The sequence below is a fragment of the Flavobacterium sp. genome, assembly GCF_965277525.1.
Lineage (GTDB): Bacteria > Bacteroidota > Bacteroidia > Flavobacteriales > Flavobacteriaceae > Flavobacterium.
The window spans coordinates 1,017,253-1,030,261 of the sequence record NZ_CBDIDC010000005.1 but is presented as its reverse complement, the minus strand read 5'-3'; the positions used below and the strand labels follow the sequence as shown (position 1 = coordinate 1,030,261).

The following is a 13,009-nucleotide window of genomic DNA, read 5'->3' as shown; positions in this document are numbered from 1 at the left end:
TTATCCAATTTAAGCTTTAAAAAAGTTGAGTTTTTTTTCAGAAATTATTGCAAAATTAAGATATAATGTAATAAAAATTTCAGTTAATATGAGCGCTATTATAGTTCCATATACCTTCAAAAAATAGCAAAGTATAATACCTAAAAAGACATTAAGAAATAAGCCAAACAGATGTGCATAAAAATAAATGTTTTTTTTATGATGTAAAATCAATGACATATACGCTGATTGACTTAATGCAGAAATGAGTGGAATTGGAGCCAATAATATTAAATAATGACTAGATTCAATCGTTGCCTCATTACTTAAAATATGGATAATTAAATTTGGAAAAATAAATAAGATAGTCGTTCCTAAGCCATAAATTAGTAAATAATAAAAGAATGCAGATTTAAAAAAATTATTGAGTTGTACTGTTTTTGAAACACCTATTGAACATGCTTTGTAATAAACCCCTTGAAATAAAACACTAATAGATTGTTTGCAAAGCATAATTATTTTTTCGGCTACATTATATATTCCCGCTATTTTGGTGTCTAAAAACACACCTAAAATTATAGTATTTGAATTTAGTAATGCAGAAATTGTTAGGTTGGTTAAAAACAACTTAAATCCATTTTTAAGTTCTTCTGAAATTTCAGATTTAGAAGAAATAGTATATTTAAAATTACACTTTTTTATCAAAAAATAAGTAGAGAAGATAAATATTAGAATTTCGGATATTCCTAAATAATAGAAAAGATATTGAAAATCAGATTTTTGAGTTAATATTAATATAATCAATATAATGCAAGTTATCTTTACGATGGCATTAATAATAAAATATGGAGTTACATTGTTTAAGCCGATAAAAAAGCAGAGATTATTTTGAGATCTTGAAAATAGAAAAACTAATAAAGAAAAAGAAAATATTACTTCATTTTTAAGATTATCAAAATATAAAATATAAAATAATAAAAATAAAACAGAGGGTAGAAAGAGAACAATTTTTGTATTAATTACCTTAGAGATATATTGGTTAACCAGAGAAGAATCATTTTTTATCTTTTGAATTTCTATTGGCGCAAAAGCATACCAGGAATAATCATATATAACAGAAATTATATTTACGAGTGATAAGGAAATGGCAATTAATCCATAAGTATTAATTCCAAATGTTTTGATATAAAAAGGTATCAATAACAATGGGAACAATAAGTTGATAAAATTTATTCCAAAACTTAGAGAGATATTTTTAAGCACTATTTTATTAAATGAATTACGTTTATAAAACTTAATCTTAAAGCAAAGTTGATTTTTTATTTTGAGCTTTTACAAATTAAAATCATATTTTTGGAAAAATCAGAAAAGAGTAGCTTTTTAATGAATAAAATTAGTGAAGGATATAGTATTGCAATTCCTGCATATGGAAGACCAAATGAATATGATGAATTACTTGCATCTATTTTTGAGATGGATTTTCTACCAAACGAAATTATTATTTGTGAAGATTTTTCAAAACAAAGAAAAGGAATTAGTCAAGTTACAGAAAGTTATCGCATAAGTTTTGAAGAAAAACAAGTAAAAATAAGTTATATCGAAAATGAAACGAATTTAGGATATGATGCAAACATTAGAAAATTAATTGATCTTGCATCATATAAATGGGTTATTTTGATTGGGAATGATGATTTATTTTTAAAGAATGGATTAAAAGAAATTGATATTTTCTGTAAAAAAAATCCTGATATTGCAATGATCTCGCGCCCCTTTATTCGATTTGAAAAAGATATTCATCTACCAATTGGAATTTCAAGAATTTTACCAACTGAAAGGCTTATAAAAATAGGCGATTCTCCTAAATTAATTTTTAGAATGTGCGGTTTTGTAGGTGGACTTGTTATTAATAAAGAATGGGCAAAACCTCTGTCAACGGATAAATATGATGGTACATTATATTATCAGATTTATTTAGGAGTGAATGCTTTTTGTAATAATGCAATTGGATATTTAGAAAACCCTACAGTTGGCGGACGTACGGGTAATCCTCCATTGTTTGGAGATTCTGAGAAAGATAGTGATGTACATGTTTCAGGAGTTTACTCTGCCAAAGGAAGAGCAAAAATGTGGAAGGGAGTTTTAGATATCGCTAAAGATGCAGAAAGCTTTTATAACGTTAAAATTTTTGAAGAAGTGAGAAAAGAATTAATGATAAGGCAATCGTTTCATATTTTCGAAATGAATGTGGGTGCCTCTAAAAATACATTGAAAGAATTAAAAGGAGAATTACAGCAGCTTCATTTGTTTGATCATTGGATGCCAAAGTCTTTTTACTACTTGAATTTTATTTTTAGAAAAAAAGCTTATTACTTTTATTATCTTATCAGAAAATTTTCCCAATAAACAATGAAAAAAGCCCTAATAAGCGATTGGTATTATGTAAATGGTGGTGCTGAAAAAGTAATCCATTCCATAAATTCAATCTGGAATGACTTTGATCATTATGCTCTGATTGATTTTTTGAACGATGAAGATCGAGCTTATATTTTAAATGGGAAAAAAGCCAGAACCAGTTTTATTCAAAAACTACCAACTGCAAAACAAAACCATAGAAATTTTTTACAGCTATTTCCATTTGCAACTGAACAATTCGATTTAAGCGATTATGAACTAATCATTAGTTCTTCATCTGCAGTAGCAAAAGGTGTTAAAACCCGAAAAGATCAATTGCACATTTGTTATTGCCATTCGCCTATGCGATATGCCTGGGATCTGCAGGATCAATACCTCAATGATTCAGGTTTAGATTCAGGTTTACGGGGATTTTATGCAAAATATGTTTTGAATAAAATCAGGAAATGGGATGTTGCCAATTCAGACAATGTCGATTTTTTTATCGCTAACTCCAATCATATTGCACAGAGAATCAAGAAAATTTACAATCGCGAATCAACGGTAATCTATCCTCCGGTTGATGTTGATTTCTTTACTTTAGAAGAGCAAAAAGAAGATTTTTACTTTACAGCTTCGAGATTAGTTTCTTATAAGAAAACACAAGTAATTGTTGAAGCCTTTAATGAATTACCCCACTTAAAATTGATTATTGCAGGCGACGGACCTGAGTTTGAAAAACTTCAAAAAATAGCTAAAAGGAATATTGAATTTGTTGGTTTTATAGATGCTTCAAGATTAAAAAGCTACATGCAAAAAGCCAAAGCATTTGTCTTTGCTGCCGAGGAAGATTTCGGGATTATTCCTGTTGAAGCACAAGCCTGCGGAACACCGATCATTGCTTTTGGAAAAGGGGGAACATTAGAAACTGTTGTTGAAAACATTACAGGAGTTTTCTTTCGCGAACAATCAGCTCAAAAGATTAAAGATGCTGTGAATAGTTTCGAAAAGATAAAATTTGATTCAAAAATGATTAGGGAACATGCTATGAAGTTTTCTACGAAACGATTTGAAAATGAAATGAAAGTTTTTGTTGACAAGAAAATAATTAGACTGATTTAATAAATGCAAAATTTATATTTTTTGTAAAAAAAATACCTATAATTTATTTTTTATAATATTTTTTTTCTTATAATTGTGATTATTTAATTAGAAAATTATGAAAAAATTATTTATTACGCTAGCTTCTTTTGTGAGTACGCTATCTTATTGTCAAAATGTTTTTCAAGCTACAGGCAATGTAGGTATTGGAACTATTTCACCATCTGAAAAATTAGAGGTACTTGGAAATTTAAAAATAAATTCCAATAACAAACTATATTGGGATTGGGATGGATCATATATTTCTAGACAACAAGTAGGAACAGGACAAGTTTTAAAATTTGTAAATTCAAATAGTGTCGATACCTCTAATCCATTGGGAGGTTTTGATTTTGCAAATAATCAAGGGCTATCGGCGGTTAGAATGACTGATTTAAGAGTAGGAATAAATATGTCGAATGATATGACTAAACCATTATCAATATTGCATTTACGCTCTGGTAATGATAATAATGATAACGGTATATTATTGCACAATTCAGCACCTTGGGCAAATAGATTTAGTATTACTAATACATCTTATGAATCTTATCCAATTTTTAGTATTAATGATGTTACAACGACATCAGGCGATAATCTTAATATAAAACAAATTTCTTCAAAAAATGATGTTATGAAAGTAGCACGTTTTGCTATAATTGCTAATGGCAATGTAGGCATAGGCTCAATTAATCCAGATCAAAAACTTACAGTAAAAGGTAAAATTCATTCTGAAGAAGTTATAGTTGATTTGCAGGTACCAGCGGATTATGTTTTTGAAAAATATTATACGGGTAAATCTTCCTTAAAATCAGATTATGTTATGCCCTCTTTAGCTGAAATAGAAAAATTTACTAAAGAAAATAATCATTTACCAAGTGTTCCTTCTGCTCAGGAAATTAAAGACAAAGGATTGCAACTAGGAGAAATGAGTAATGCTATGTTACAAAAAATAGAAGAGTTAACACTATATATTATTGAGCAAAATAAAAGAATTGAAGCCTTAGAAGCCAAAGTGTATCAATAGTAATCGAAGATAAATTGATTATGAGAAATTTTACATTGATATTTCTATTTCTAATTTTAATTTGTTTTTATAGTTGCGCAGAATTTAAATATTCAGCACGAAGACAAAACCAAAAATATAGTATTCAAAACTGTAAAGAAATTTATGGAAAATGGGAAAGTCTTAGTGAAGATCTTGGTGTTAAAAATTGGCAAAAAGAGCATAAACTTACAATATGGATTTTTAATGGAGATGGGACACTTGTAGTAGACAATAAAATAATGGCTTTTAAAATAGAAGATGATTGTTCAAAATTAATTATTGGAACCGATTCTAATTTTTATGAGATAAAGCAGACTAAAGACACATTATATTTATTAAAAAGATCGAACTATAGTATAGGGTCATATAGTATTAGCCTAAAAAAAATAAATTGATTATGAAAAAGTATATAAGTATAGGCAAGATTGGTATTGGCTCAATTAATTCAGATCAAAAACTTACACTAAAAGGTAAAATTCATAGATTTATGTTAAAATCTACTTATTTGTTTTTTCTATTTATAGCTTTTAATGTTTCTGCACAATCAGAAAAAACAGATTTATGGAAACAAATTTATGGAAAATATATTATACCCAGCTCCCATATAGAATGACTCCAAAAAATAAGCGTAAAATATGGGTTTTTAGTGAAAAGGGAACTCTAACAGTAGATGATGAGCCAACTTTATATAAATTATCGGAAGATTGTTCCAAACTCATTATTGGTAATGATCTTGTTTTTTTCTCTATAGAAATATTGGATGATTGTTTATTCCTCAATAAAATAATTTCTACACATGAATCTCATATCATTCGGCTAAAAAAAATGAATTAAATGAAAAAAATATACAATTATTCTTTCCCTTTTTATGACCGTTTTTTGTTACTCACAAAAATGCTTATCAGATGAATATTTAACTAATAAGAAAATGAGTAATCCACTATTAGATGCCAAAATTAAATGATTACTTAAGCGAAAAAGAAGATGAAAATTTTGACAAAACTAAAGAGAAAGTAATACTTTATCCAAATCCTAATTCTGGTATTTTTATAGTGCATATGGGTAGAGAAAATAACAAACCAATCAGTTGCAACATTTATAATAGTACAGGACAGTTAATTTACCAAGCAATTACAGAAAAATCAACTATTGAAATCAATTTATCCAATTTAGCAGCAGATAATTATATAGTAAAGCTTAAAGGAGATAATTATAATGAAGCAATTAAATTTATAAAACAATAAAACTAAAATTTTTTCAAAACTGCCTAAAATATTTAGGCAGTTTTTTTTTAGAATAGTTTTTATAATTTTCAAATCAGTTACATTTGCGATGTATAAATAACTACTATGAAAAGAATACTTATTACCGGAGCAGCAGGATTTTTAGGATCGCATTTGTGCGACCGATTCATTAAAGAAGGCTATTATGTTATTGGAATGGATAATCTGATTACGGGAGATCTTAAAAATATAGAACATTTATTCAAGTTAGAACATTTTGAGTTTTACCACCATGACATTACCAAATTTGTACATGTTCCGGGTGATTTAGATTATATTTTACATTTTGCTTCGCCGGCAAGTCCCATAGATTATTTAAAAATTCCAATTCAGACCTTGAAAGTAGGATCTTTAGGAACACATAATTTGTTAGGATTAGCGCGAGTAAAAAAAGCCAGAATTCTGATCGCTTCAACTTCTGAAGTTTATGGTGATCCTTTGGTTCACCCTCAAACCGAAGAATATTACGGAAATGTAAACACAATTGGCCCACGTGGTGTTTACGACGAGGCAAAACGTTTTCAGGAATCCATTACAATGGCCTATCATACATTTCACGGAGTAGAAACCAGAATCGTGCGTATTTTTAATACTTACGGACCAAGAATGCGCTTAAACGACGGACGTGTAATTCCGGCTTTTATTGGTCAGGCATTACGCGGAGAAGATCTAACCATTTTTGGAGACGGAATGCAAACCCGTTCTTTCTGCTATGTAGATGATCAGGTCGAAGGTATTTTCAGATTATTACATTCAGATTACGTATATCCCGTAAATATTGGAAATCCGGACGAAATCACCATTAAAGATTTTGCAGAAGAGATCATTAAATTAACAGGAACTAATCAAAAGGTGGTCTATCATCCATTACCTATAAATGATCCATTACAGCGACAGCCAGATACTACAAAAGCAAAAGAGTTATTAGGTTGGGAAGCAAAAGTAAGTCGCTCTGAAGGAATGAAAATTACTTATGATTATTTCAGGTCACTTTCTAAAGAAGAATTATCAAAAGAAGAACACAAAGATTTTTCTAGTTATATAAAATAAAAAAACGGGCAAATATTTAAAATAGATATTTGCCCGTTTTTATTTTATTGAAGTTGCCTAAAAAGCATTAATTTCAATCAGTTCTTTCATTTGCTGATCCAGATTAAAATGACTTTTTGCATGAAGAAAAATATCTTTTTTCAGTTTTTGAATTTCACCTTTACCTGATTCAGAAATTTGTAGTAAAGTCGAATTTAATTGCTTAAAATCTTCAACAGGAACAACCCAGCCCAAATTATTTTCTTCCACAATATTTTCTCCTTCTCCTCCTCCAAAATAAAAAATAGGAAATCCTAAAGCACTATATTCGAATATTTTTGAAGGAACAGAACCGTAAATCCTTGTTTTAAGCGGAACAAGAGCAATGTCTAAATCTTTTAATTTTTCATGCAAAACATTGCGTTCTAACATGCCATGGAAAATTATTTTTTTAGTCGGATTTTGTTTGAGATAATTCACAATTTGAGTTTTCTCAGCGCCATCACCAAAAATATGTAATTCGATGTTTAGATTCTCTAAATTCAATTGCTGAATAAGTTCGAAAACTCCTTGTGCAACGCCAAGCAAACCAGCATAAAACAACTTAATTGGTTCGCGTGAATTGTCTTTTTCTCCGAGGAAATCTTCCACAAAATGATCCGGATAATTGCGGTATAAAAAGCATTTTTTCTCAGGAAAAATAGAATGTATGTGTTCAATTATTTCATTCGATTGTCCAAAAATATGCGTTGCTTTTTTATAAATAAAGCGTTCAATAAAAAGCAGGATTTTATGTGAAATACTGTTTTTCTTTAATACTTGAAGTTCAATAGCAGCAGTTGGCCAAAGATCAGAAACATTTAGGATTATTGTTTTTCGTTTGAGCCAAAGCACAAAAACAGAAACAAAAGAAAGCAACAATGGAGGTGATTGTACAATAACTTTTTTAGGCGTTTTGGTAAATAGCAAATAGAAAAATAAAGTCGTGGAGAATGATAATGTCGAAACAATTCGTTTAAAGATATTCGAGCTATTACTCGGATAAATCCAAAGACGTTTTAGCGTGATATTCTGAATTTTCTCCGTAACCGAAAACCGGCCTTTATATTCCGGGAACAATTCCCCTTTTGGATAATTAGGCAACGGAGAAATCACTGAAACTTCATACCCGTTTTCATTTAATTTTAAAGCCAGTTGTTCAATTCTATTGGCTGCAGCACCTTTTTCCGGTGGATAATAATTGGATATAATTAAAATGTCCTTCATTAATTTTTATTCAATAAAATTGAAATAATTCTTTCAGATGCCTTTCCGTCCCATAATTCCGGAATGCCACTTTTTTGGGGACCATTTTTCAAGAACAAACCAAAAACTTTTTGTAAGTTTTCTAACGATGTTCCCACGATAGTATTAGATCCTATGGTTTCTGTTTCAGGTCTTTCGGTATTATTTCGCATCGTAAAACACGGAATTCCCATAACGGTCGTTTCTTCCGAAATTCCTCCGCTATCTGTAATAACAGCAAAACTATTTTTGATTAAATACATGAAATTTAAATAACCTTGTGGTGCAACAAAAATGATGTTTTTGAATTTGATTTCGCTTTCGCTCAAAATGGCCTGCGTTCTTGGATGAATCGGGAACAGTATTTTTTTGTCAGTAACCAAATCATCAATTCCATGAAGAAGTTCAAGAAGCGATGAAACTTCATCAACATTTCCTGGGCGATGCAAAGTTAGAATGATATAATTTTTTTCGTTTAATCGATGTTCTTGCCAAAAATCCGGTGCAGCAATTCTATCGATATTTTGATATAAAGTATCGATCATCACATTGCCCACAAAATGTACATTTTCAGGATCTGAACCTAATTTTAGTAAATTGTCTGAGGCAGAAGTTGAGGTAGTAAAAAAGTAATCGGTAATACTATCTGTCAACATTCTGTTGATTTCTTCCGGCATTGTTAAATCTCCTGAACGTATTCCGGCTTCGACATGCGCTACTTTTGTGTTGCATTTTTTGGCCACAATCGAACACGCCATAGTTGAGTTGACATCGCCAACAACCAAAACCAAATCGCAAGGATTTTGAAGTAATTCCTTCTCAAAAGCAATCATAATTGCCGCAGTCTGTTCTGCCTGAGAACCACTTTTGACTTCAAGATTTACATTGGGTTTTGGAATATTTAATTCCTGAAAAAAAGTATCACTTAAGTTTTTATCATAATGTTGCCCAGTATGAACCAATCGAAATGAAACATTAAAACCTTCATTTTGCTTGCTTTTTATGGCATTTATAATAGGCGCTATTTTTATAAAATTAGGTCTTGCACCAGCGATTAGGGTTATTTTCATAATTTGGATTGGATTCTTTCTAAAAACTTTCTTTTGGCAAAAGTAAAGTTTAAATTGGAATCTGGATAAATTGAGATACTTTCTTGAATGTTTAAATGATTTTTGCGTATACCAAAACTTATCTTGTGAGAATTGGAGGTCGCAATTTGCGACCTTAAAGAATTGTGTTCATTTTCAATATGTTGAACGTAAACTTGATATCGCATTTTGTGACTTCAAGTTTCAAGGTCACAAATTGTGACCTTGAAAATCAAATATTATTTTTTATAGCCAATTTTCACTCTTTCATTTTCATCTTCTTTCTTTTCAGTCAATTCATCTAAATAAGAAAAAACCAACTCAATATTTTTATCATGATTCTCTAACTTCTTTTGAATCTGAAGAATATCGACCTTAATTTCTGTCGTATCCAAAAGCATTTGTCTCACTTTCGTGAAAATACGCATTATTTGAATATTAGTTTGAATAGCTTTATCACTTTTTAGAACGCTTGAAAGCATTAAGACACCGTGTTCTGTGAATGCAAAAGGTAGATATTTTTGATATTTACCTCTTCCTTTCTCTAAGGTCACAATTTGTGACCTTAGAGAATCGTATTCTGTTTTAGTAAGTTCAAACATAAAATCTTCTGGAAATCTTGAAATATTTCTTTTTACAGATTGTTTTAGAACTTTAGTTTCAATTCCATAAAGCAAAGCCAAATCACGATCAAGCATAACTTTTTGCCCTCGGATAAAATATATTTTATTAGAAATTGTTTCTTCAGAAAGTAAAGATTGATCCTCCATGAGTTTTAATTTAAAAAAAAACAAATGTAAGATTTTATTTATATTTATAAATACGATTTAAATTGTTTTAGTTTTCCGCTTTTGTTTCTTTTTAGAACTGTTTTTTTGATAAAAGTGAAGTTTAAGTTAGATTCTAAATACAAGGAGATTGCCTTTTCTATTTTTTGAATTTGAGTTTTATTCAATTCAAAATCACTAACATATTCAATTTCAAAAGATTCTAATTTGGTTTGTTTGATGATAAATTCTTTTACATTTCCATCATCTTCGATAATACTTTTGGTCACATAATAAAAGGTCAAACCTGGAGATTTTTTTCCGCTTGGGAGAATTGCAATATCATTTGTTCTGCCAATTAATTTTTTAAGAATTGGTTTTTGTGGTGTACTTTTTTCCTCAAGAATTCCAATATCGCCAATCTCATATCTTATAAACGGATGCGCTTTATTGAATAAAGAAGTAATCACGATTCGTCCTTCTTCCCCGTAAGGGAGCACTTTATTATTTTCATCTAAAATTTCAACAAAAAGGGTTTCTGCGTTAATTTGCCATTCTCCATTTGGATTTTCAAAAGCAATTAAATCAAGTTCTGAAGCACCATATTCATTGATAATCGGAATTCCGAATTGTTTTTCTAAAAGCACTTTATCCGATTCAAAAAGCATTTCCGAAGTAACGAAACACGCTTTTAAGGTGGGACAAATTTCATTTAAAATGATGTTTTTCTGTTCTAAATATTTGGCAAATAAAACGATAGAACTGGTATAACCATTGATATAATCGAATTTTTTGGTTTTGAATTTTTGTAAAAATTTCTCCAGAATTAGATCAGATAAATCGAAAACAGGGAATCGGAAACGATGCGTCAAAAAATCCTTAATTCTTTCTTTTTGATAACCAATAAAATCCATCGGAATACCATAAAAACGTGCCTGATACGAATGATTAAAATCGATTTTGTACCAACCAAAACGCATAAAAATGGAAGTCCATGTTAAGGCATGACAATATTTATCTTTAGCAAAAACAAAAGGAGTTCCGCTAGATCCGGATGTTTTATTAACGTAAACATCTTTTCTGGAGTATCCTTTTGAAAGCCGTTCTTCAAGAGGTTTTTGTAGATTTTGTTTGTTTAAAATGGGTAAATCTTCCCATTTTTCAACTGTTTTATTCCCAACTAAATTTTTGTAGAAAGCATTATTTTTTAAATGAAAACCGACAATTTCTTCTTTTTTATTTTGAAGAAAAAGAACATATTCTTCTTCGGATAAATTTACGATTTTATCCAATTCAGCCTTAGCTTTCTTTATAGGAAAACCATTTAATCGAAGTGAAATATCAAAAATAGAAATCATTTGGGGCTGAATTTTCACCAAAAATAATATTATCAAATTACTAACACAGATGAATCAACAACTTTTTAAGATTTAATTATTTTTTACGTACAAAAGCAATTATTTTTGCACCACAACTAAATACAACTACACATGACAATTTTACTATTGGGATCAGGCGGAAGAGAACATGCTTTTGCATGGAAAATGATTCAGAGTCCGCTTTGCGAAAAACTTTTTGTTGCACCAGGAAATGCGGGAACAGCTGCAATTGCTACAAACGTTGCAATGTCTCCAACAGATTTTGATGCCATAAAAGCATTTGTAATTCAGGAAAATGTAAAAATGGTGGTCGTAGGACCAGAAGATCCTTTGGTAAAAGGAATTTACGATTATTTTAAAAACGACGAAAGTTTACAGCATATTCCGGTTATCGGACCATCAAAATTAGGAGCTCAGCTTGAAGGAAGTAAAGAGTTTGCCAAAGAATTTCTGATGAAACATAATATCCCGACTGCTGCTTACGACAGTTTTACTGCCGAAACAGTCGAAAAAGGGTGTGATTTCTTAGAAACATTACAACCTCCGTACGTTTTAAAAGCAGATGGTTTAGCAGCTGGAAAAGGAGTTTTGATTATTCAGGATCTTGAAGAAGCTAAAACCGAATTAAGAAACATGCTGGTTCACGAAAAATTTGGAGCAGCAAGTTCAAAAGTAGTGATCGAAGAATTTCTGGACGGAATCGAATTAAGCTGTTTTGTTTTAACTGACGGAAAAAGCTATAAAATTCTTCCAACAGCAAAAGATTACAAAAGAATTGGTGAAGGAGATACAGGCTTAAATACAGGCGGAATGGGAGCAGTTTCTCCGGTTCCTTATGTTGATGCTGTTTTAATGGAAAAAATCGAAACTCGTATTGTAAAACCAACAATAGAAGGTTTCCAAAAAGATGGTATCGAATATAAAGGATTTGTGTTCATTGGTTTGATCAATGTAAAAAACGAACCAATTGTTATTGAATACAACGTGAGAATGGGTGATCCTGAAACGGAAGTTGTGGTACCGAGATTAAAATCTGACTTGGTAGAATTGTTCCTTTCAGTAGCAAATCAAAAATTAGACGAATTTACATTAGAAGTTGATCCAAGAAGTGCTACTACAATTATGGTGGTTTCTGGCGGATATCCTGAAGATTTTGAGAAAGGAAAAGTAATTACCGGATTAGAAAATATTACAGATTCTATAGTTTTTCACGCAGGAACAAAATTAGATGGTGATAATGTCGTTAGTAACGGAGGACGTGTATTGACTGTAACATCTTACGGAGATGATTTTCAACAAGCCATAAAAAAATCTTACCAAAATATAGATAAACTAAATTTTGATAAGATGTATTTTAGAAAAGATATTGGCTTCGACTTACTTTAAAAAAGAGTGAGCAGTAGTATCTTGGTTTTCTGTTCCGGCTGCATCAAAAATGCGTAATTGTTTAATCCAATAAACCATTGCGGATGCACAGATGATCATAAAAATCCAGTTAATAGTATTAGCACCAAACCAGGTAATAAGTTCTAGGTGACGTAAAAAGTCAAGTGGAGCAAATAAAATGTTAACGAATAAGTATTGTATTCCTTCGAAAAAAGCTGTCATAATTTATAAAATT

Annotated in this window: 14 protein-coding genes; 8 read left to right on the top strand and 6 right to left on the bottom strand. The window is 30.2% G+C overall.

Going from position 1 to position 13,009, the window contains the following annotated elements:
- Positions 1-9: 9 nt before the first annotated feature.
- Positions 10-1,242, bottom strand: a complete 1,233-nt coding sequence (locus tag ACQY44_RS12845) for an oligosaccharide flippase family protein (RefSeq protein WP_428230735.1) — start codon at positions 1,240-1,242, stop codon at positions 10-12.
- 90 nt (positions 1,243-1,332) lie between these two features.
- Here ACQY44_RS12845 and ACQY44_RS12840 point away from each other — a divergent pair, with 90 nt between their 5' ends.
- The 7 genes from ACQY44_RS12840 (at position 1,333) to ACQY44_RS12810 (ending at position 6,891) form a co-directional block, all read left to right on the top strand.
- Complete coding sequence (locus ACQY44_RS12840) at positions 1,333-2,382, top strand: glycosyltransferase (protein WP_428230734.1); 1,050 nt, start codon at positions 1,333-1,335, stop codon at positions 2,380-2,382.
- A 3-nt stretch (positions 2,383-2,385) separates the two neighbouring features.
- Positions 2,386-3,492 carry a glycosyltransferase gene (locus tag ACQY44_RS12835; RefSeq protein WP_428230733.1) on the top strand — a complete coding sequence of 369 codons (1,107 nt, stop codon included), beginning with the start codon at positions 2,386-2,388 and terminating at the stop codon, positions 3,490-3,492.
- Positions 3,493-3,589: 97 nt separating this feature from the next.
- Positions 3,590-4,537, top strand: a complete 948-nt coding sequence (locus ACQY44_RS12830; RefSeq protein ID WP_428230732.1) for a hypothetical protein — start codon at positions 3,590-3,592, stop codon at positions 4,535-4,537.
- A 20-nt stretch (positions 4,538-4,557) separates the two neighbouring features.
- Entirely contained in the window at positions 4,558-4,953 is a 396-nt protein-coding gene (locus ACQY44_RS12825) for a hypothetical protein (RefSeq protein ID WP_428230731.1), read from the top strand.
- 166 nt (positions 4,954-5,119) lie between these two features.
- Complete coding sequence (locus ACQY44_RS12820; protein ID WP_428230730.1) at positions 5,120-5,392, top strand: hypothetical protein; 273 nt, start codon at positions 5,120-5,122, stop codon at positions 5,390-5,392.
- Between the two features lie 113 nt (positions 5,393-5,505).
- A complete protein-coding gene (locus ACQY44_RS12815) occupies positions 5,506-5,802 on the top strand; it encodes a T9SS type A sorting domain-containing protein (RefSeq protein WP_428230729.1) in 297 nt (98 codons plus the stop codon).
- 105 nt (positions 5,803-5,907) lie between these two features.
- A complete protein-coding gene (locus tag ACQY44_RS12810) occupies positions 5,908-6,891 on the top strand; it encodes a UDP-glucuronic acid decarboxylase family protein (RefSeq protein ID WP_029271371.1) in 984 nt (327 codons plus the stop codon).
- Between the two features lie 57 nt (positions 6,892-6,948).
- Here ACQY44_RS12810 and ACQY44_RS12805 read toward each other — a convergent pair whose 3' ends face one another.
- The 4 genes from ACQY44_RS12805 to ACQY44_RS12790 form a co-directional block, all read right to left on the bottom strand.
- The gene (locus ACQY44_RS12805; RefSeq protein WP_428230728.1) at positions 6,949-8,136 is read right to left on the bottom strand and encodes a glycosyltransferase family 4 protein; all 1,188 of its coding nucleotides are present in this window, start codon (positions 8,134-8,136) and stop codon (positions 6,949-6,951) included.
- Positions 8,136-9,224: a non-hydrolyzing UDP-N-acetylglucosamine 2-epimerase gene (wecB, locus tag ACQY44_RS12800; RefSeq protein WP_428230727.1), complete on the bottom strand. Its 1,089-nt coding sequence runs from the start codon at positions 9,222-9,224 to the stop codon at positions 8,136-8,138. Before wecB ends, ACQY44_RS12805 begins: the two co-directional genes overlap by 1 nt.
- A 257-nt stretch (positions 9,225-9,481) precedes the next feature.
- A complete protein-coding gene (locus tag ACQY44_RS12795; protein ID WP_428230726.1) occupies positions 9,482-10,012 on the bottom strand; it encodes an ORF6N domain-containing protein in 531 nt (176 codons plus the stop codon).
- A 44-nt stretch (positions 10,013-10,056) separates the two neighbouring features.
- On the bottom strand, positions 10,057-11,367 hold the full coding sequence (locus ACQY44_RS12790; RefSeq protein WP_428230725.1) for a phenylacetate--CoA ligase family protein: 1,311 nt from the start codon (positions 11,365-11,367) through the stop codon (positions 10,057-10,059).
- A gap of 132 nt (positions 11,368-11,499) precedes the next feature.
- On the opposite strand from ACQY44_RS12790, the gene purD reads away from it, so the two are divergent.
- Positions 11,500-12,774: a phosphoribosylamine--glycine ligase gene (gene purD, locus ACQY44_RS12785; RefSeq protein WP_428230724.1), complete on the top strand. Its 1,275-nt coding sequence runs from the start codon at positions 11,500-11,502 to the stop codon at positions 12,772-12,774.
- Here the strand turns inward: purD and ACQY44_RS12780 are convergent.
- Positions 12,766-12,996 (bottom strand): DUF6341 family protein, encoded by a 231-nt coding sequence (locus ACQY44_RS12780; protein ID WP_428230723.1) that lies wholly within the window; start codon positions 12,994-12,996, stop codon positions 12,766-12,768. The two genes, purD and ACQY44_RS12780, sit on opposite strands and share 9 nt — an antisense overlap.
- Between the last annotated feature and the right edge of the window lie 13 nt (positions 12,997-13,009).